The sequence below is a fragment of the Actinomadura darangshiensis genome (assembly GCF_004349235.1).
GTDB classification, from domain to species: Bacteria; Actinomycetota; Actinomycetes; order Streptosporangiales; family Streptosporangiaceae; genus Spirillospora; species Spirillospora darangshiensis.
On record NZ_SMKY01000167.1, the window covers coordinates 1 to 19,612 of the forward strand.

A 19,612-nucleotide genomic window follows, 5' to 3' on the forward strand; every position below is an offset into this window, starting at 1 on the left:
GGACGGAAGGGGTCGGACGCCCAGGGCGGGCAGGTGTACTCGTTGCCCGCGGCGCCGGGGAGGGTCTCGCCGTCCGGGCCGACGACGACCAGGGAGAAGTCGCCGTTCTCGTCGACCTTGTACTGCGGCAGGAACGGCGCGTACCGGTAGTAGACCGGCGCGTCGCGGCGGACCCGCCGGTCGCTGACGATGCGCGGGCCGGCCATCCCGGCGAGCGCCTCGGCGAGGGCGTGCCCGAGGGCGGCGGCCTCGTCCGGCGCGGGGTAGACGGTGACGGCCTTCCCGACCGCACCCGCGTCGCCGTCGCCCGAGTTGAGGTCGGCCAGGACGGCCGCGGAGCGCGCCACCTTGAAGTCGCAGGCGGTGCCGAACAGGACGGGGAGCACGCGGTCCAGGGTCTCGGCCAGGGTGCCCGGACGTGCCGAGACATGCAATTTCCAGCCCTGGGCGGGAATCTCGAACCGCGGGTCGTGCACGCTGGCCCAGGTAGCGTCGGCGACGATTTCCCTACCATTCCTGTGGGCTATATCCGACAACCGCTCCAGCACATCGAGAACCGGAGTGCCCGCGGCACCGGGACCGGACGTCGCCATTTGTTCCCCCTAGCCTCGACGAGCAGCACAATGACGGGGAAAGGCCGCCGGCCGGTGCCGGTGACCTTTCCCGGCGCGGCGGCGCCGGGCCCGCACGGGGCGGGCCCGGCGCCGCTTCACATGCGCGTCAGACGATCGACGGGCAGCAGGGGTAGGTCGAGCACACCGTCCGCTTGCAGGTGTTCACGCAGGCCTGCGGGCCGTGGAGCAGCTCCATCAGCTCCATCTCGAAGTCGACGTCGAGGTCCTCGACGTCCAGGACTCCGGCGTCACGGGGCTCGATCGCGAGTACGGACATGGTGGGCTCCTTCCTTGGCCGCTCTTGGCGGCCGGCGGGGGGACACGAACCGGGAACGGCTTCCGGTAGGCGCCATTTCCCGTGTGCGACCGTCCGGCGGCGCCGTCGCGGCGGCGCCGGATGATCATGACCGTCGCATTATGAGCAGACCCTGTCCGAACTGTCCAGCCACTCATCTGTCACCCCCTTCGGGCATTTACATCCGATTCCGCGTGATCTACCTTGGCTCGGTGATCATGAAGCGCGGGCCGTCCCGGCCGAGGCCGTCCGGGACCGGGGCCGCCGGGGCGGGGGCGGCCGGATGCGGCTGAGACGCCGCCGGCGTCCGCCGGACCGTCCCGCCGGCGACGGCACCGTGCTGGAGACCCGGTACTGGGAGGCCCACGACGCGGAGCTGATGTCCGCCGGGCTCGGCGCGATGCTCCGGCAGCTGCCCGCGCTGGTGGCCGCCGCGCTGCGGCTCGCCTGGCGGGCGAACCGCCGCGACACCGCGGTCGCGCTCGGCGGCAACGTGGCCGCCGGGGTGTTCACCGCGTTCGGGCTGCTCGCCACGTCCGAGGTGCTCGCCTCGCTGTTCGCCGGCGGCCCGACGCCCGGCAAGCTGCGGGACGCGCTGCCGTCGCTCGCGCTGGTCGCGGCGGCCGCCGCGCTGCGCGGCGTGCTGCTGACCGGCGCGGGCTGGGCACAGGCCCGGCTGAAACCGCAGGTCGAGCGCGCCGCCGAGACCCGGCTGTTCGAGCTGACCACCCGCGTCGAGCTGACCGCGTTCGACGACCACGACTTCCACAACGCGATGCGGCGGGCCCGCGACAGCGGCGTCCCCGACTCGGCGACCGTGGTGGAGATGACCGTCACCGCGACCACGGGCGCGGTGGGGGTGGCCGCGCCCGCGGTCGCCCTCGGCCTGCTGCACCCGGCGCTGGCCCCGCTGCTGCTGGTCACGGCGGTCCCGGCGGGCTGGGCCGCGCTGCGCGTGGCGCGGCTCCGGTACGCGGCGTTCCACCGGCTGTCGACGGCGCGGCGCCGCAAGTTCATGCTGTCGGACCTGATGGCCGAGCGGCTGCCCGCCGCCGAGGTGCGGGCGTTCACGCTGCGCGGCTTCCTGCTCGGCGAGTACGGCCGGGTCGCCGAGCTCGAACAGCGGGTCCAGGTGGACGTCGCCCGCGACCAGACCCGCACGAAGGCGGCCGGGGACCTGCTGACCGGCGTCGCGAACGTCGCCGCGTACTGCGCGCTCGGCGGCATGCTGGCCGCCGGGATGATCCCGCTGTCGGTCGCGGGCGCGGCCGTCCTCGCGATCAGGGCCGGGCAGACGTCGCTCACCGCGCTCGTCCAGAGCGTCAACCGGCTGTACGAGGCCGGCCTCTACTTCGGCGACTACCTGGAGTTCTGCGAGCTGGCCGCCGGCCGCGTCCCGCCGCCGGCCGCCGCCGCGCCGCCCGCCGGGTTCCACCGGCTGACCGCCGACCGCGTCTCCTTCACCTACCCGGAGGCGGCCGCGCCCGCGCTGTCGGACGTGAGCGTCACCGTCGCCCGGGGCGAGGTCATCGCGCTCGTCGGCGAGAACGGGTCGGGCAAGACCACCCTGGCCAAGCTGCTCGCGGGCCTCTACCGTCCCGGCGCGGGGACGATCCGCTGGGACGAGACCGACCTCGCCGGCATCGACGGCGACGCGCTGCGGCAGCGGATCTCGGTGATCGCCCAGGACCACACCCGGTGGCCGCTGACCGTCCGGGAGAACATCGTGATGGGCCGTCCCGTCCAGGACGACCGGCTCACCGAGGCGGTCGAGGCGGCGGGCGCCGACAGCGTGCTCGCCGGGCTGCCCGCCGGCTACGACGCGCTGCTCGACCGCCGCTTCCGGGGCGGCCACGACCTGTCGGGCGGGCAGTGGCAGCGCATCGCCGCCGCCCGCGGCTTCTACCGGGACGCCGACCTCGTGATCTTCGACGAGCCCACGTCGGCGCTGGACGCCCGGGCCGAGCACGCGCTGTTCGAGCGGATCCGGCACCACGCCGCCGGCCGGACCGTCGTCCTCATCACCCACCGGCTCGCCAGCGTCCGGATGGCCGACCGGATCTACGTGCTCGACCACGGCCGCGTCACCGAGAACGGGACGCACGCCGAGCTGCTGCGGCACGGCGGCCTGTACGCGGACCTGTACCGGCTCCAGGCCTCGGCCTACGAGCAGGCCCCGGACACCGAGGACGGCGTCGAAGCGGCGGCCGTCGGACAGGAGGTCTCGTGACCGTGCCGGCGGCGGCCTGGCCGGTGCTGATCGTCGTCCTGGCGGCCGCGGTCGCGGGCAAGGTCCGCGACGTGCGCGGCTTCGGGAGCGTCGTCGCCGGCTACCGCATCCTGCCGGACCGTCTCGCGACCCCGGCCGCGGCTGCGGTCCTCGCCGCCGAGACGGTCGCGGCCGTCCTGCTGGCGGTGCCCGCCACCCGCCGCTGGGGCGCGCTCCTCGCCGCGGTGCTGTTCGCCGCGTTCCTGATCGCGATGGCCTCCGTCCTGCGGCGGGGGATGCGGATCGAGTGCGGCTGCTTCGGCTCGGCGCGCGGGACGTCGCAGGTCGGCGCGGCCGGGATCGCGCGGACGGGCCTGCTGCTCCTCCTGGCGGTGGCGGCCGCCGTCGCCGGACCGGCCGCGTTCTCCGCCGTCCAGCCTCCCCTGTCGCTGCTGGCCCTCGCCCTGGTCGCCGCGATGCCGCGGCTGCTGCGGCCCGCGCGGACGAGCCCGGACGGCACGCCTCCCGCCGGACCGCGCCCCGGCACGCGCTTCCAGCTGGCGGACGGGCCCGAGACCATGACCGCCGCCGACGGCCCGACGCTGTTCGCGCTCATCTCCCCCACCTGCGGCATCTGCACCACCATGCTCCCCGCGTTCACCGAGGCCGCGAGGCGGGTGCGCGTCGTCGTCGTGAGCGCGGGGCCGCCGGGCGAGGTCCGCGCCCACCTCGCCGCCCACGGCATCGGCCTCCCGCTGGTGGTCGACCCCGACGTCTACGACGCGAACGGCATCCCCTGGCCGCCGTACGCGGTCGTCACCGATCCCGCCGGGACCGTCCTCGCGGCGGACGGCACCGACACGGCGCCCCGCCTCGCGACGCTCCTCGGCACGGCGCCCGTCCGAACCGCGACCGGACACCGACGCTCGTGATCCCGCCGGCCGAGGCTGGCGATTTCGCCGATGTGGGAGCAGCCGCGGCGAGTTCACACTCCAGGGGTTGATTCGTCCCACCCCCTGGAGGCTTCATGAGACGGGTTCTCGGATCGCTCGTCGCGTTGTTCGCGGCGCTGGCGGCGTTCGGCGTCGGCCTGGCACCGGCCCACGCGGCGGGGCCGCGCCCTGTGGTGTTCGTGCACGGGTACACCGGCAGCGCGTCCAACTGGGTCACGGCGATGTCGGTGTTCCGCGCCGCCGGTTACAGCAGCGGACAGCTGTTCGCCTACGAGTACAACTCCTACGGCGACAACAAGCAGAACGCGGCTGGGCTCGCGTCCTACGTCGACCAGGTCAAGTCGCGGACCGGCGCGTCCCAGGTGGACATCGTCAACCACTCCATGGGCGGGCTGGTCAGCCAGTACTACCTGAAGATCCTCAACGGCAACCCGAGCGTCGCGCACCTCGCGTCGATCGCGGGCGCCAACCACGGGACCACGTACGCCAGCGCCTGCACCATCTACGAGACCTGCCGGCAGATGCTCCCCGGCTCGTCGTTCGTCCAGCAGATCAGCGCGGGCGACGAGACGCCCGGCGGCACGCAGTACGCCACCTGGTACTCGCCGTGCGACGGCATCATCATCCCCTACACCAGCACCCGCCTGGACGGCGCGAACAACCACCTCGTCGCCTGCCAGACCCACATCGGCTACCTCACCGACGCGGTGGTGCTCGGCGCCATCGCCCAGTTCACCAAGGGCTGACGGCCCGGCGGGCGGGACCGCGTCCCGCCCGCCTTCCGGCTCACCTGCAGTAGCCGTCGTGGGCTTCGATGCTGCACCACTTGTGGGAGTGGAAGGTGCGCAGCGAGCCGGACGGGAGATTGCCCTTGAAGTGCCAGCCGAGCACCCGGTTCTTCCCCGCGTAGCCGGCCTTGGAGTAGAACTTGACGTGCCGGTAGTCCTCGTACCTGCCGTTGTTGAACGCCGATTTGACGGTGGAGAAGTTGCAGGTGACGCCGGTGCCCCAGTTCGAATCGTCGCCGCTCCAGGCGCAGCGGGTGCCCTTGCCGTTCGATTCGCTGTAGACGCAGATGTCGCCCTCGGCGCAGCTGTAGGCGGCCCGCGGCTGCGGAGCGAGGGCCTGCGCGGACGCGGGAGCGGCGATCGCGCTGACTCCGGCGATGACGGTGCCGCTGATGATGAGGCGGGCCTTGTTCAACGTTCCCCTTGTGGGCCGGGATTCGAGAGGAACGTACCGAGCCGCGTTATCGGTGCGTTATCCGTTGCCGGCCGCCGCGTTTGGCCAGGTCCTGCCCGGTGCAGACTGTCAGGGGTGACGACGGGGGCGCTCTTGGGGGATGAGCCTGTGCGGAGTTTCGGATGCGGTCCGATGATCGCGGGGCTCGCGCTGTGCGTCGGCACGCTCATCGCATGCGACGGCTCGTCCGGCGGGGACAGGCCCGCGACGGACGAACCACCGACGGCCTCCAGCCGGCCGGCGTCCTCCGGGTCCCCCGCGCTGGCCGGGAAGGTGATCGTGCTCGATCCCGGTCACAACGGAGGAAACGCCGACCACCCGGACGAGATCAACAAGCAGGTCTTCGTCGGGAACGGCCACAAGCCGTGCAACACGACCGGCACCAGCACCGCCGACGGCTACAGCGAGCACGCCTTCACCTGGGACCTGGCGAACCGGCTCGCGAAGGTGCTGCGGGGCGAAGGCGCCAAGGTCACGCTGACGCGGGAGAACGACACCGGGGTGGGGCCGTGCGTCACCGAGCGGGCCGCGACCGGGAACCGGCTGCACGCGGACGCGGCCCTGTCGATCCACGCGGACGGCTCGGCGGCGTCCGGCCACGGCTTCCACGTGATCACGCCGCTCCCCGTGGGGGACAACGCGGAGATCGTCGGCCCGTCCGGGCGGCTGGGGGTGGCGATCCGCGACGCCTACCGGGCCGGGACGGGCCTGCCCTACTCCACCTACCTGGGCAAGGACGGCCTGGACCGCCGCGACGACCTCGGCGGGCTCAACCTGTCGACGGTGCCGGCGGTGTTCATCGAGTGCGGCAACATGCCGAACCCGGGCGACGCGGCGAAGATGTCCAGCGCCCCGTTCAGGCAGCGCATGGCCGAGGCGCTGGCGAAGGGATTGGACACCTACCTGCGGTGACGGTGCGGCCGACTACATCCCGTCATCGACTGGAATGCCGACGAAAGGACGATGACCATGAGCCGCAGGCGTGGACAACGGGCACAACCGCTCAACTGGGAGATGCTGCTCGGGCTCGTCGCGACCGCCTTCCTCCTCTACCTCTGGGTTTGGGCCTCAACGCAGGGCGGACCGCCCTTCTGGTAGGGCCGCCCTAGCGCGACAGCAGGGCCCTGAGCGATTTCACGATGTCGGCGGGCGCCTCTTCGGCCATGAAGTGGCCGCAGGTCACGGTCTCGTGCTTGAGATCGGACGCCCAGGCGCGCCACAGGGCCACGGCGTCGTAGCCGAGGGCGGCGCCCCAGTCCTGCTGGAGGACCGTGACCGGCATCCGCAGCCGGTTCCCGGCGTCGCGGTCGGCCTGATCGTGGTCGGCGTCGATGCCGGCGGACGCCCGGTAGTCGGCGACGATCGAGGGGATCGCGTTTCGGCAGGCGTCCAGGTAGGCGACTCGGACGTCGGGCGGGATCGCGGACGGGTCGTTCGCCCACAGGTCGAGGAAGTGGCCGAAGAAGGCGTCCGGGGCGCCGGCGATCAGCCGTTCGGGCAGGCCGGGCGGCTGCGCCATCAGGTAGAGGTGGAAGCCGACGGCGGCGGTGGTGCCGCGCATGACGTCCCACATGTCGAGGGTCGGCAGGACGTCCAGGCAGGCCAGGTGCGTGATCGCGGCGGGGTGGTCGAGGCCGGCGCGGAAGGCGACGAGGGCGCCGCGGTCGTGGCCGGCGAGCGCGAACCGCTCGTGTCCGAGGGCGCGGGCGAGCGCGACGGTGTCGGCGGCCATGACGCGCTTGGCGTAGCCGCCGGACGGCTTGTCGCTGTCGCCGTATCCGCGCAGGTCGGGGACGATGACCGTGTGGTCGGCGGTGAGGTCCGCGGCGACGTGCCGCCACATCAGGTGCGTCTGCGGGAAGCCGTGCAGCAGGACGATCGGGGAGCCCGAGCCGCCGACGGCCACGTTGAGCGACACGTCCTCGGCGACGGGGACGCGCCGGTAGTCGAATCCGGTGATGGTTGGCATGGCTTCACAGTGCCGGGCGCGAATGAGCATCCGATGAGCGCGCTATACCGTGGTGGCGTGGAGGTCCTGTTCGGGGTACTGGGGCCGGTGACCGCCTGGGACGGGTCCGGCGACACGATCGCCCTGAGGGGGCCGCGGCACCGCGCCGTCCTGGCCCGGCTGATCGTCGCGCGCGGCCGCGTCGTCCCGGTGTCGCGGATCGTGGACGATCTGTGGATCGATCCCCCCGCGGACGCGATCGGGGCGGTTCGCACCTTTGTGGCGGCGCTGCGGCGCGTCCTGGAGCCGGATCGTCCGCCGCGGACCCCGTCCCGCCTGCTGGTCACCGAGGGGCCGGGGTACGCGCTGCGGCCGGACGCGGTGGACGCCTGGCGTTTCGAGCAGGCCGTCGCGGCGACGCGTCCACCCGCTGAGCTGGTCACATCGCTGGACGAGGCGCTGGGCTGGTGGCGCGGCCCTGCCTACGCGGAGTTCGCCGGCGAGGGATGGGCGGAGGCCGACCGTGCCCGCCTGACGGAACTGCGGCCGCGCGCCGTCGAGCGGAAGGCGGAGGCGCGCCTGGCGCTGGGCCTGGCCGCCGAGGCGGTCCCCGACCTGGACGCGCACGTCGCCGAGCATCCCTGGCGCGAGGACGCCTGGCGTCTGCTGGCACTCGCCCTCTACCGCACCGGCCGCCAAGGCGACGCGTTGGCGGTCCTTCGCCGGGCGCGGAGCCTCCTCGTAGAGCAACTGGGGCTGGACCCAGGCGCGGCCTTGCGCCGCCTAGAGGAGGACATCCTCCGCCAAGCCGACCACCTGGAACCGGGGCAGGACGCGGCGTCGCGCGTGTGGGCGCAGGCGGCGGAGGCGTACGACCGGACCGTCGCGGCCGGCTCGCGGGCGCGGCTGGAGTCGACGGTCGGCATCCTGCGGAATCTGGCGGTGACCGGCGGCGGGGGCCTGGCGGCGGCCCGCGAGCAGCGCATGGCGGCGATCACGGCGGCGGAGGAGCTGGGCGACGCGGAGCTGACCGCCCGGGTGATCGGCGCGTTCGACGTCCCGGCGATCTGGACCCGGTCGGACGATCCGCGCCAGGCCGCCCAGGTCGTCGCCGCGGCCGAGCGCTCCCTGGCCAGGCTGCCGCGCCGCCATGGGGCCGCGCGGGCGCGGCTGCTGACCACGATCGCCCTGGAGTCGCGCGGCACCCGCGCCGATCGCGGACGCGAAGCGGCCCGCGAGGCGGAACGGATCGCCCGGGGCCTGGACGATCCGGCGCTGCTGGCGTTCACGCTGAACGGCGTCTTCATGCAGGCGTTCGACCGGGCGGGGCGGGCGCCGCGCCGGGACGAGATCGGCGCCGAGCTGGTCGAGCTGTCCGCGCGGAACGACCTGGTGAGCTACGAGGTGCTCGGGCATCTCGTCCGGCTCCAGGCGCGCAGCGCGCTCGCCGACTTCGCCGGGGCCGACGAGCACGCGGCGGCCGCGGACCGGCTGGACGAGCAGCACGAACGTCCGCTGGTGGCGGTGTTCACGACGTGGTACCGAGCGCTGCGGCTGGCCGCCTCCGGAGCGGACGCGGAGGCCGCCTACCGCGACGCCGCCGCGCGCATGCGGGGCTCCGGCATGCCCGGACTGGAGGACGGCCTGCTGCCCCTCGCGCTCCTCGCGCTGCGCGTCCAGCACCGGCGGCCCGCGCCGACCGACCCCGTGAACTGGGGGCCGTACGAACCGTGGGCACGCCCGCTGGTGCTGCTGGCGCGCGACCGTCCGGACGAGGCCGCGGCGGCGCTGCGGGACGTCCCCGAACCACCCCGCGACCTGCTGTTCGAGGCGCTCTGGTGCCTCACCGCCCAGGCCGCCGTCGCCGTCGACGACCGCGAACTCATGCGCCGCGCCCGCCGCGAACTCGCCCCGGCCGCCGGCGAACTGGCCGGCGCGGCCAGCGGCCTCCTCACCCTCGGCCCCGTCGCACGTCATCTGGACGACCTATCCATCTGACCGCACCGGGCTACGCTTGGGTGCATGAGGACGTCCGGTCACCAGGTGATGATGCCCCGCTCGCGGGGCCGCTGACGCTGGACGCTTTTCCGAGGCCCTGTTCGCGGGGCCTCTTCTCATTTGGGGACCGCTGATATCACCACGACGATCCCGTACGTCAACGCCCGTCCCCATCTCGGCTTCGCGCTGGAACTCGTGCAGGCGGACGTTCTCGCGCGCCATCTGCGCCGCCGCGAGGACGTCAGGTTCCAGGCGGGAACGGACGAGAACTCGCTCAAGAACGTCCTCGCCGCCGAGGCCGCCGGTGTCGGCGTGCAGGAGTTCGTGGACGGGCTCGCCGAAGAGTTCAGCAGTCTGGCCGGACCATTGTCGCTGTCCGTCGACGACTTCATCCGCACCAGCCGGGACCCGCGGCATCGGGCGGGCGTGGAGCGGTTGTGGCGGGCCTGGACCGAGTCCGGAGATCTGTACCGGCGTCATTACACGGGCCTGTACTGCATCGGGTGCGAGCAGTTCTACGGCGAGGAGGAACTGGCCGGCGGGCGCTGTCCCGAGCACGGGACGGTTCCGCAGCGGGTCTCCGAGGAGAACTGGTTCTTCCGGCTATCGCGCTACGCGGATCGTGTGCACGACCTGATCAGCAGCGGTGCGCTGCGCATCGAGCCGGCCGAGCGGCGCAATGAAGTGCTGTCCTTCATCAAGGGCGGGCTGGACGACGTTTCCGTCTCGCGGTCGACCGGGCGTGCACACGGCTGGGGAATTCCCGTGCCCGGTGATCCCGATCAGGTCATCTACGTGTGGTGGGACGCGCTGTGCAACTACGTCACGGCGCTCGACTACGGAAACGGAGGCCCGGACTACCGGCGCTGGTGGGAAGGGGACGGCCGCCGAATCCACCTCCTCGGAAAAGGCGTCGTGCGCTTTCACGCCGTGTACTGGCCGGCGATGCTGCTGTCCGCCGGACTGCCGCTGCCGGACGAAGTACTGGTGCACGGATACCTCACGGCCGGCGGGCAGAAGATCAGCAAGTCCGGTGGTGCCACCGCTGACCCTGTGGACCTCGTGCGGCGGTACGGGGTGGACGCCGTGCGGTGGTGGCTGCTGCGCGAAGTCCCGAAAGCGGTACCGCGGCGGAGAGGTCCCGGTCAGTTCATCCCCGGCCTGGGATGAGGCGTGCCGCGACGCGTCGGCGAATGTGGCCGCGGCGCTCGCCGACTTCGACTTCCGGCAAGCCACCTCGGCGGCTTGGCGGATCGTCGATGAGGCCAATCGGCACATCAACAAGGTGCGGCCTTGGGAACTGGCAAAGGCAGGCGATCCGCACTTGGACGAGGTCCTCGCGGAACTGGTGGGCGTGTGCCGGGCGGTCGGCGACCTTCTGGAGCCGTTCCTGCCTGATGGCGCGGCGCGCGTCCGCGAGCAGTGCGCCGGCCCGAGGCTGCCGAAGCCCGAACCGTTGTTCCGGCACATCGAGTAGCAGGGGTTTACCTGCTGCGGACCTTGGCTTGTCCGCCGCTCGGGTAGGGCGCTGCAGGGGAAGCAGCGAGAGGAGCAGGCGTCGTGACGGACGTTTCGAGCATGGGGGCGCAGCCGGGGGACGAGCGTCCGGTCCTGACCAACCGGCAGGGGCACCCGGTCTACGACAACCAGAACCAGCGGACGGTCGGGGCCCGGGGTCCGGCGACTCTAGAGAACTACCAGTTCCTTGAGAAGATCAGCCATTTCGACCGGGAGCGCATTCCGGAGCGGGTCGTCCATGCGCGGGGCGTGACGGCGTTCGGGTTCTTCGAGTCGTACGGGAAGTGGGGCGACGAGCCCATCGGGGCGTACACCCGCGCGAAGGTGTTCCAGCGGGAAGGGAAGCGGACTCCCATCGCGCTTCGGTTCTCCACGGTCATCGGCGGGCGCGACTCGTCGGAGACGGCGCGGGACCCGCGCGGATTCGCCATCAAGTTCTACACCGAGGACGGCAACTGGGACCTCGTCGGGAACAACCTGGCGGTCTTCTTCATCCGGGACGCCATCAAGTTCCCCGACGTCATCCACGCCCTCAAGCCGGACCCTGTGACATTCCGGCAGGAGCCGGCCCGCATCTTCGACTTCATGTCGCAGATGCCCGAGTCGATGCACATGCTCGTCAACCTTTTCAGCCCGCGCGGAATCCCGGCCGGCTACCGGCACATGCAGGGATTCGGCGTGAACACCTACAAGTGGGTGAACGGGGCGGGCGAGACGAAGCTCGTCAAGTACCACTGGCTTCCGAAGCAGGGCGTCCAGAGCATGACGGAGGAGGACGCGGCGGCGGTGCAGGCCCGCGACCTCGGGCACGCGACGCGGGATCTGCACGAGGCGATCGACCGCGGCGACTATCCCGAATGGGAACTCGTCGTCCAGGTGATGGACGACCACCAGCATCCGGAACTCGACTTCGACCCGCTCGACGACACGAAGGTGTGGCCGGAGAACGAGTTCCCGCCGAAGCCGGTCGGCCGGATCGTCCTCGACCGGAACGTGGACGACCACTTCGCCGAGAACGAGCAGATCTCGTTCGGCACCGGCGTCCTGGTGGACGGCCTCGACTTCTCCGACGACAAGATGCTCGTCGGGCGGACGTTCTCCTACAGCGACACCCAGCGCCATCGGGTGGGCCCGAATTACCTGCAGCTGCCGGTCAACCGGGCCAAGGGCGCGAACGTGCGGACGAACCAGCGCGACGGGCAGATGACCTATCACGTGGACGCCGCCGGCGCGAACCAGCACGTGAATTACGAGCCGTCCATCACGGGCGGGCTCCGGGAGGCGCAGTACCCGACGCATGACGAGCAGGGCCCGGAGATCCACGGGCGGCTGACCCGCAAGCGCATTTCCCGCGCCAACGACTACAAGCAGGCGGGTCAGCGCTACCTGCTGATGGAGGATTGGGAGCGCGACGACCTGGTGCGCAATTTCGTCGAGCTGGTCTCGCAGTGCGCGCGTCCCGTCCAGGAACGGATGGTGTGGCACTTCCTCCTCGTCGAGGACGATCTGGGGCTGCGCGTCGGCGAGGGCCTCGGCATCCGCCCGGACGACGTCCAGCATCTCGATCCGCTGCCCGGGCAGGACCTCACCGACGAGGACGGGCAGCGGCTCGCGAACCTCGGCAAGAACGGCGCACGGGACGTCGGCGACCTGAAGATGACGCATTGCGTTCCCAACGAAAGGGCGACGCAGGCGCGTTAGTTCCCGCTGAGGAGGCTGGAGAGGCGGGACGCGACGGCAGGGCGCATGGCGCGCCGGTGGCCGTCGACCGCGGCCCCGACGAGTTCGCCCTCGGCGATGAAGGCGGTCTCCATGACCGTGATGTACTCGGCCGTCGGCGGGTAGAGGCGGGCCGCGGCGCTGGCCGTCCGGCGGACGAGGACGCGGGCGCCGGTGCGCAGCGCGGACTCCAGGTGGCGGACGTCCTGCCCGGCACAGGCCTCGCCGGCGCCGAGCGCGCGGAACACCGGGAGCACGGCGCTCGCCTCGCATGCCCCGGCGTAGACCGCGAGCGCGTCGCGGACGACGTTGAGGATCTCGGTGGCCCGCAGGTGGGCGTAGACGGGCACGCGCGCGGCGATCTCACCGGTGACCTCGGCGGTGATCTCGTCGATGCGATCGGCGAGGAACTGGTCCAGCTCGGGCTGCATGGCACACCTCCGCGGGGATGCGGTAGCCGTATGTTACCGGCGCGTACGCCGGATTTCGCCACCTATCCGCGAAATGTCCCGAGAGCGGGGTTGGCGGCCCGCCCTTCCGTGCTGAGCAGGACGACCGTGTCCCGGTGTCCGGGCGCCAGGAATGGGCGGCGATCCGGTGCCAAGGCGGCGCGAACCCCGGCCAGGGACGCGGCACCGCAGGGCCCGGCCGGAACTCCGAGTGCGGCCAGGTCCCGAGCCGCACGCGCCGTGGACGCGTCCGTGACCGCCACTGCGGCGTCGACACCCGCGCGTAGGACGGGCCAAGCGAGAGTGGACGGGGTGGCGCAGTTCAACCCCGCCATGGTCGTCGCCCCCGTCTGAACTGACAGCGGCCTGTCGTTGTGGAGGCTCGCCAAGACGCAGGACGCCACATCGGGTTCGACAGAGAGAACCGTGGGGGCGTCCTGGCCGGACCGGTAGTGAGTCACGGCGGCCTGGGCGAGCGACCCCACCCCCACTGGGACGGCCACCAGCCCCGCCGGGCCCGCCTCCGCCGCGGCGAGCTGTTCGTCGATCTCGGCGAAGAGCGTGGAGTACCCCTCCACGATCCACTGGGGCACCTGCGCGTACCCGGGCCAGGCGGTGTCCTGGATGAGCAGCGCCGACGGATCCGATGCGGCGGCTGAGGCCGCGACGCGCACCGCCTCGTCGTAGGGCCCCGCGACCTCCGTCACACCCGCGCCTTCCGCCTTGATCGCGGCCACGGCGGCGGGGTGAACGCCGTCCGGGACGAAGACGTCCGACGGCAGCCCGAGCAGCCGGGCCATCGCGGCGACCGCCCGCCCGTGGTTGCCGTCGGTCGCCGTGACCAGCCGGACGTCCGGCCGCAAGGCACGGAGCCGCTCCGGCGAGGCGGACCCGAAGCGGTCGCAGAGCGCCCGGTGGATGCCCCACGAAGCGCCGAGGATCTTGAAGGCGGGCAGGCCCAGGCGCGCCGACTCGTCCTTCACGAACAGCCGCCGGACACCCAGCTCGGCGGCCAGCGACGGCAGCTCGGCGAGCGGCGTGGGGGCATGGCCGGGGAGCGTCCGGTGGAAGTCCGCGACGTCGCGGGGCGCGGGCCCGCACGTCCAGTCACGCGCGGCCGGACGGACGAACCAGGACGAACGCGCGAGCGGCGCGGGGGCCGTGACCATGCGGAACACGGTGCCGCACCGCCGTCCGATCAGTCCAGCGGCGATGCGCCTTCCGAGGCGGCCGATTTGCGAACCGGTCCTAAGCTTGGGCCCATGACTACTGTTTCCCGCTACGGCAAGCTGGTCGCCCACGAGGGCCGCGGCGCGGAACTGGCGAAGCTGCTGCTCGACGCCGCGGACGCGCTGGCCGGCGAGCCGGGCTGCCTGCTCTACCTCGTCAACCGGCAGGCCGGCGCCCCCGACACCGTGTGGGTCACCGAGATGTGGAGCAGCCAGGAGGACCTGGACGCCTCGCTCGCCCAGGTGCGCGGCAGCGGGCCCGCCGTCGAGGCGATGGCCTTCGTCGGCCACGCCGAGATGATCGAGCTGGACGCGCTCGGAGGCAAGGGTCCGGGTCAGGGTCGCCCGGCGTCGGCGCGCTGACGCCCTCAATCACAAGTCCGCAGGCCATGAGGGCCGCGGAACATCTCTCAGCTATGGAACATAGCATTCCGTTCTGTTAAACTGGAACCAGCGAGGACGACCCAGATCCACCCGCCCCTTAGGGATTACTCCACCCCGGTTAAGGGTTTTCCCCTATGGCGATGATTTCGTCCGGTGGGCAGAGTCGTTATTAGCAGAAGGGGACGAGGAACCCTCCGCAGGAAGAAGGCACTCCGATGTCGAACACGCCGAACTTCACCTCGATGACCGCTTCCGACCTCGCCGAGATCCTGTTCACCTCCCGGCTGCAGGAGTCCGAGCACCCCTCTGCCGAGCAGGTCCGCAGCGCGATCGACGCCCGGTTCGGAGCCTGCGGCGGAGACCGGTCCGCGTGCGTCGCCGCCGTCGCCCAAGAGGCCGGCGACCACCCGGAGACCTACCTGGTCCGGATGCGCTGGGCGCTCACCAGCGTCACCGAGGCCTACCCGGACCTGACCCGAGCCGCCTGAACGAGGAGGATCCGATGCGTTCACCGTTCACCGACCGCCGCGAGGACATCGTCCCGCGCACGCTCCGCGACCTGCTCGCCGCCGAGGCGGCCCAGGCGGCGGACGAGAAGCCCCGGCGCCGGCAACGCCGGACGATGACCGTCCGGCGCGTCACCTAGCCACCGCGTCACCGGCCCCGCCCGGGGTCAGTGGCGCGCCTTCTTGCTCGTCTTGTGCTTCGTGGAGTGCTTCTTGTGGCCGTGGCCGTCCGACTCCCACTCGTAGCCGGGCGTGTGGTTCTTGCAGAAGCGGTCGTTCACTTTCGTGTCGGTCGCGTCGTGCTCGCACCACCGCTTGCTGCCACACGCCGTCAGCCCGAACGTGGCGACCAGGCAGGCCAGCGCAAGGGCCACGGAACGGTTTCTCAGCATCTTTCGCCTCTCTCTAGCGGGGGGCGTCAGCGACCGGGGTGACGATGACCAGGATCCGACGTGCGCGAACGCGATGGCGTTCCGTCGCGGGACGATACTGGACGTGACCGCCTCCGGCCGCGAAACTATGCTGGCGGCCGTGAGCGAACAGCCGACGGAGGAGCAGGGCGGCCATCCGGGCGGCGGTGGACGCGAGTACCGCATCGGCGAACTCGCGAAGACCGCCGGAGTCCCGGTGCGCACGCTGCGGTACTACCAGGAGCGCAAACTGCTGCCGCCGCCGCGCCGCGAGGGCCGCATCGGCCTCTACTCCGAGGACCACCTGGCCCGCCTCCGCATGATCGGGAACCTGCTGGACCGCGGGCACACCCTCGAAGGCATCCGCGAGCTGCTGTCGGCCTGGGAGCAGGGCCGCGACATCGGCACCGTCCTCGGCGTCGAGAAGGCCGTCACGACGCCGTGGTCGAACGAGGTCCCGGTGACGATGACGCTGGCCGAGCTGGCCGCGCTGTTCCCCGGCGAGGTCGGCCCCGAGTCCGTCGAACGGGCCGTCGCGCTCGGCCACATCGAGGTGGACGGCGACCGCGTCACGCACTGGAGCCGCCGCCAGCTGGACGCCACGATCACGCTCGTCCGGGCCGGGGTGCCGCTGGACGCTGTGCTCGCGGCGGGCCTGGAGCTCCAGCGCAGCATGGACGATCTCGCCGCGATGTTCGTCGAGCTGATCGCCACGCACGTCGTCGGGCGCCTCGACGACCGCGACATCGGCGACCGGCACCTCGGCGAGCTCACCGAGACCCTGGCCCGGCTGCGGCCGGGCGCCCAGGTCACGGTCGAGGCCGGCTTCGCGCGGGCGATGGACCGGCAGGTCCGCGTCGCGCTCGACCGGCTGCTCGGGCGGCTGACCACGCCCTGAGCGTCGCTTGACCCGCGCGCGGGTGTCACCGGCCCGTCCGCCGCAACCATGATCGCTACCGTGACGCGGGTGCCGCGATCACCGCGAAAGCCCCGCCGACCTGCGACAACGAACGCCACGAGAGTCGGAGGCGCACTACTCCTCGGCGCAGCGCCGATCTCCGCAGCCGTCCTACTATCGGCCACCACCCCCGCCCGCGCCACACAGGCCAGCGCCACACAGGCCCGCGCCACACCCGCTCGCGCCGCACCCGTCCGCGCCGCACCCGACCGCGCCACACCCGCCGCCGCCACACCCGCCCGCGCCACACCCATCCGCGCCATACACGCCCGCGGCATGGCCGCTCATGTGCGCGTCGCGCGGGTTCGGGCGGATGCACAGGTCGAGAACGCGCACGTTGGTGCCGTTCACGGTGCGGCCGGCGGGGCCTGTGCGTCGGCCGGGCATCCGCGCATCGCCGAGCGGCTCGGTGTGCGGATCAAGCACGCGCTGGCGGGACGCACCGGCACCGAGTCGGTCGCCGTGTACGACCGGAAACGCGGCATACGCTGCGGCGTCGCGGCCGGGCGGCGCTACGACTCGGCGAGCGTGATCAAGGTGACGATCCTGGGCGCGCTGCTGCGCAAGGCCGGGGAGGCGGGCCGTCCGCTGACGGCGTCCGAGCGGTCCCTGGCCCGCAAGATGATCACCCGGTCGGACAACGGCGCGGCGTCCGCGCTGTGGCGTGCGGTCGGACGCGCCCGCATCGCGCGGTTCCTCGACCAGGCCGGGATGGCCCACACCAGGCTCGATCCCGGCGGCCACTGGGGCCTGACGCAGATCACCGCGGCCGACGAGACCGCACTCCTCGGCCACCTCACCTCGCACAACGCGCTCCTGCCCGACAAGGCCCGCGCGTACGAGCTGAAGCTGATGCACGAGGTCGTCCCGTCCCAGCGCTGGGGCACCCCGGCCGGGCGTCCCGCCGGTGTCGCCTGGCACGTGAAGAACGGCTGGCTTCCGCGCCCCGGCGGGCACTGGCGCGTCCACAGCATCGGCGCGTTCGACGGGCACGGCGAGAACTACACGATCGTGGTGCTCACGCAGGACACGCCGTCCATGGCGTACGGGGTCGCCACGATCGAGCGCGTCGCGCGCGCCGTCCACCGGGCCGCCACGCGGCGATGACCTCGGCCGGGCCGCGATACTGGGGGCATGGTCGACGACGAGCGCTGGAAGGCGCGTTTCCGTGCCGCCCGGATGAGCCTCCCCCGATGGGCGCGGGACGCCCCGAGCCGCAGCATCTACCGGTCGAACGTGACCGGGACGTGGGAGATCTACACGTGGGACCGGGACACGGGCGAGCAACGCCAGGTGACCGACCGCCCTAACGGGACGTGGATGGGAACCGTCGATCCGTCCGGCCAGTGGGTCTGGTGGTTCGCCGACACGGACGGAGACGAGTTCGGCGTATGGGAACGTGTCGCGTTCGACGGCACCACGGAGAGCGCCCCGGCCGTCCCCGAACTGGAGCCGTCGTATCCGTCTGGGCTTTCCCTAGGCCGCAGTGGTCTCGCCGTCATCGGACGGACGACCGACCAGGGCACCACCATCCACCACTGCCAACCCGGTGCAGCGCCAGAGGTGCTCTACCACCACGCAGAGGACGCGCACGTCGCCGCCCTTTCCCGCGACGAATCCCTCATCGCGATCGGCCACAGTGAGCACGGCGACAGCCGGCACATGGCGCTGCGCGTCGTACGTCCCGACGGCGCCACGGTCGCCGACCTCTGGGACGGCCCAGGCAAGGGCGTCTACGGCGCCGGCTTCGCCCCGGTCGCCGGCGATACGCGGCTCCTCGTCAACCACGAGCGGCGCGGCCGGGACGAAGTGCTCATCTGGGACCCGGTCACCGGCACCGAGCACGACATCGTCCTCGACCTGCCCGGCGAGATCGGCGCCGACTGGTACCCGGACGGGACGGCGCTGCTGATCTCCCACTCGCACGAGGCCCGCGACGAGCTGTACCGCTACGACCTGTCCGACGGGTCGCTGACCAGGATCGACACACCGCGCGGGGCGATCGGCGGGGCGGCCGTCCGGCCGGAGGGCGACATCGAGTTCTCGTGGTCGTCCGCCGCCGAACCGCCGGTGATCCGCTCCACCTCCGGCGCGGTCGTCCTCACCCCGCCCGGCCCGGTCGCGCCGCCGTCCGTCCCGGTCGAGGACGTGTGGGTGGACGGTCCCGGCGGCCGCATCCACGCGCTGGTCAGCAAGCCGGACGGCGACGGCCCCTACCCGGCCGTCTTCGACGTCCACGGCGGCCCGACCGCGCAGGACGACGACTCGTTCGTCGCGACGGCCGCCGCCTGGGTCGACCACGGCTTCGCGGTCGTCCGCGTCAACTACCGGGGCTCGACCGGCTACGGCTCGCAATGGCGCGACGCCATCGAGCAGCGCGTCGGCCTGACCGAGCTGGAGGACATCAAGGCCGTCCGCGACTGGGCGGTCGAGTCGGGCCTGGCCGATCCGGCGCGGCTCGTCCTCACCGGCGGCTCGTGGGGCGGCTTCCTCACCCTCCTCGGCATCGGCACCCGGCCGGACGACTGGAGCGTCGCCGTCGCCGCCGTCCCCGTCGCCGACTACGTCGCCGCGTACGAGGACGAGATGGAGGGCCTGCAGGCGTTCGACCGCTCCCTGTTCGGCGGCTCCCCGGACGAGGTCCCGGACCGCTACCGCGAATCGTCCCCGCTCACCTACGTCTCGCAGGTCCGGGCGCCGGTGCTGATCCTGGCGGGGGAGAACGACCCGCGCTGCCCCATCCGGCAGATCGACAACTACCTCGCGCGGCTCGCCGACCTGGGCCACCCGCACGAGGTGTACCGCTACGACGCCGGCCACGGCTCCCTCGTCGTCGAGGAGCGAATCACCCAAATGGCCGCCGAAATGGACTTCGCCCGGAAACATCTCGGCATGTCGTGACTCTTCGGGGGACGGGCGGCCCACTCGCCCGTCCCCCGGGTTTACAAGATCGCCCGCCGGGCACCTCCCCAACGGCCACCCCCCGAACATCACCGATCGGGGGGAACCAGATGCCACGGCCGCCACACGCCCATGCGTTCATCCGCCTGCTGCGCGCCAAGAACCACCGAATACGCACCGACGACGCCCCGCCCCATAATGCGTCCCACCGCGTAGCAGCGCTGGCAGCCGCCCTCACCCTCCTCGTGACCACCACCCCCCAGGCCTCCGCCGCCACCC

General features: G+C 72.3%; 21 protein-coding genes. 14 read left to right on the forward strand and 7 right to left on the reverse strand.

The genetic code is table 11. The annotated features are described in order from the left end of the window. On the reverse strand, positions 1-476 hold a 476-nt coding region (locus tag E1293_RS29405), incomplete at its 3' end, for a class III lanthionine synthetase LanKC N-terminal domain-containing protein (RefSeq protein ID WP_481726100.1). 244 nt (positions 477-720) lie between these two features. After that, a complete protein-coding gene (locus tag E1293_RS47770; protein ID WP_165978445.1) occupies positions 721-891 on the reverse strand; it encodes a hypothetical protein in 171 nt (56 codons plus the stop codon). 301 nt (positions 892-1,192) lie between these two features. On the opposite strand from E1293_RS47770, the gene E1293_RS29410 reads away from it, so the two are divergent. The 3 genes from E1293_RS29410 to E1293_RS29420 all read left to right on the forward strand — a co-directional run bounded on the left by E1293_RS29410 (position 1,193) and on the right by E1293_RS29420 (position 4,817). Next, on the forward strand, positions 1,193-3,139 hold the full coding sequence (locus tag E1293_RS29410; RefSeq protein ID WP_132200740.1) for an ABC transporter ATP-binding protein: 1,947 nt from the start codon (positions 1,193-1,195) through the stop codon (positions 3,137-3,139). Beyond that, positions 3,136-4,050, forward strand: a complete 915-nt coding sequence (locus tag E1293_RS29415; RefSeq protein ID WP_132200741.1) for a MauE/DoxX family redox-associated membrane protein — start codon at positions 3,136-3,138, stop codon at positions 4,048-4,050. Before E1293_RS29410 ends, E1293_RS29415 begins: the two co-directional genes overlap by 4 nt. Before the next feature lie 95 nt (positions 4,051-4,145). Further along, complete coding sequence (locus E1293_RS29420; RefSeq protein WP_132200742.1) at positions 4,146-4,817, forward strand: esterase/lipase family protein; 672 nt, start codon at positions 4,146-4,148, stop codon at positions 4,815-4,817. Between the two features lie 40 nt (positions 4,818-4,857). On the opposite strand, the gene E1293_RS29425 is transcribed toward E1293_RS29420, so the two are convergent. Next, positions 4,858-5,274, reverse strand: a complete 417-nt coding sequence (locus E1293_RS29425) for a peptidase inhibitor family I36 protein (protein ID WP_132200743.1) — start codon at positions 5,272-5,274, stop codon at positions 4,858-4,860. A gap of 171 nt (positions 5,275-5,445) precedes the next feature. Here E1293_RS29425 and E1293_RS29430 point away from each other — a divergent pair, with 171 nt between their 5' ends. Further along, positions 5,446-6,225 carry an N-acetylmuramoyl-L-alanine amidase gene (locus tag E1293_RS29430; RefSeq protein ID WP_132200744.1) on the forward strand — a complete coding sequence of 260 codons (780 nt, stop codon included), beginning with the start codon at positions 5,446-5,448 and terminating at the stop codon, positions 6,223-6,225. A 193-nt stretch (positions 6,226-6,418) separates the two neighbouring features. Here the strand turns inward: E1293_RS29430 and E1293_RS29435 are convergent, their stop codons facing one another. Then, a complete protein-coding gene (locus E1293_RS29435; RefSeq protein ID WP_132200745.1) occupies positions 6,419-7,282 on the reverse strand; it encodes an alpha/beta fold hydrolase in 864 nt (287 codons plus the stop codon). 33 nt (positions 7,283-7,315) lie between these two features. Between E1293_RS29435 and E1293_RS29440 the strand changes: the two genes are divergently transcribed. From E1293_RS29440 to E1293_RS29455, 4 genes are all read left to right on the forward strand, one after another. Then, positions 7,316-9,259 (forward strand): AfsR/SARP family transcriptional regulator, encoded by a 1,944-nt coding sequence (locus E1293_RS29440; protein ID WP_207939160.1) that lies wholly within the window; start codon positions 7,316-7,318, stop codon positions 9,257-9,259. 120 nt (positions 9,260-9,379) lie between these two features. Then, complete coding sequence (locus tag E1293_RS29445; RefSeq protein WP_132200746.1) at positions 9,380-10,429, forward strand: methionine--tRNA ligase; 1,050 nt, start codon at positions 9,380-9,382, stop codon at positions 10,427-10,429. 25 nt (positions 10,430-10,454) lie between these two features. Next, entirely contained in the window at positions 10,455-10,736 is a 282-nt protein-coding gene (locus E1293_RS29450) for a hypothetical protein (RefSeq protein WP_132200747.1), read from the forward strand. A gap of 83 nt (positions 10,737-10,819) precedes the next feature. Further along, positions 10,820-12,478, forward strand: coding sequence for a catalase (locus E1293_RS29455; RefSeq protein ID WP_132200748.1), 1,659 nt, complete (start codon positions 10,820-10,822; stop codon positions 12,476-12,478). Here the strand turns inward: E1293_RS29455 and E1293_RS29460 are convergent. Together E1293_RS29460 and E1293_RS29465 are read right to left on the reverse strand one after the other, a co-directional pair. Next, positions 12,475-12,927: a PucR-like N-terminal domain-containing protein gene (locus tag E1293_RS29460; RefSeq protein WP_132200749.1), complete on the reverse strand. Its 453-nt coding sequence runs from the start codon at positions 12,925-12,927 to the stop codon at positions 12,475-12,477. The genes E1293_RS29455 and E1293_RS29460 overlap by 4 nt on opposite strands. 62 nt (positions 12,928-12,989) lie before the next feature. Continuing rightward, positions 12,990-14,114, reverse strand: a complete 1,125-nt coding sequence (locus tag E1293_RS29465; RefSeq protein ID WP_132200750.1) for a pyridoxal-phosphate dependent enzyme — start codon at positions 14,112-14,114, stop codon at positions 12,990-12,992. A 93-nt stretch (positions 14,115-14,207) separates the two neighbouring features. Between E1293_RS29465 and E1293_RS47775 the strand changes: the two genes are divergently transcribed. From E1293_RS47775 to E1293_RS47780, 3 genes are all read left to right on the forward strand, one after another. Then, positions 14,208-14,537, forward strand: a complete 330-nt coding sequence (locus E1293_RS47775) for a putative quinol monooxygenase (protein WP_165978446.1) — start codon at positions 14,208-14,210, stop codon at positions 14,535-14,537. A gap of 236 nt (positions 14,538-14,773) precedes the next feature. After that, the gene (locus E1293_RS29475) at positions 14,774-15,046 is read left to right on the forward strand and encodes a hypothetical protein (RefSeq protein WP_207939161.1); all 273 of its coding nucleotides are present in this window, start codon (positions 14,774-14,776) and stop codon (positions 15,044-15,046) included. A 14-nt stretch (positions 15,047-15,060) separates the two neighbouring features. After that, positions 15,061-15,204, forward strand: a complete 144-nt coding sequence (locus tag E1293_RS47780) for a hypothetical protein (protein ID WP_165978447.1) — start codon at positions 15,061-15,063, stop codon at positions 15,202-15,204. A gap of 27 nt (positions 15,205-15,231) precedes the next feature. On the opposite strand, the gene E1293_RS29480 is transcribed toward E1293_RS47780, so the two are convergent. Then, positions 15,232-15,438, reverse strand: a complete 207-nt coding sequence (locus E1293_RS29480) for a hypothetical protein (RefSeq protein WP_243716727.1) — start codon at positions 15,436-15,438, stop codon at positions 15,232-15,234. A 157-nt stretch (positions 15,439-15,595) separates the two neighbouring features. On the opposite strand from E1293_RS29480, the gene E1293_RS29485 reads away from it, so the two are divergent. From E1293_RS29485 to E1293_RS29495, 3 genes are all read left to right on the forward strand, one after another. Beyond that, on the forward strand, positions 15,596-16,372 hold the full coding sequence (locus E1293_RS29485; protein ID WP_243716729.1) for a MerR family transcriptional regulator: 777 nt from the start codon (positions 15,596-15,598) through the stop codon (positions 16,370-16,372). 336 nt (positions 16,373-16,708) lie between these two features. Beyond that, positions 16,709-17,539 carry a serine hydrolase gene (locus E1293_RS29490; RefSeq protein WP_132200753.1) on the forward strand — a complete coding sequence of 277 codons (831 nt, stop codon included), beginning with the start codon at positions 16,709-16,711 and terminating at the stop codon, positions 17,537-17,539. A 27-nt stretch (positions 17,540-17,566) separates the two neighbouring features. Next, positions 17,567-19,333, forward strand: a complete 1,767-nt coding sequence (locus E1293_RS29495) for a S9 family peptidase (RefSeq protein ID WP_132200754.1) — start codon at positions 17,567-17,569, stop codon at positions 19,331-19,333. The last annotated feature ends 279 nt before the right edge of the window (positions 19,334-19,612 follow it).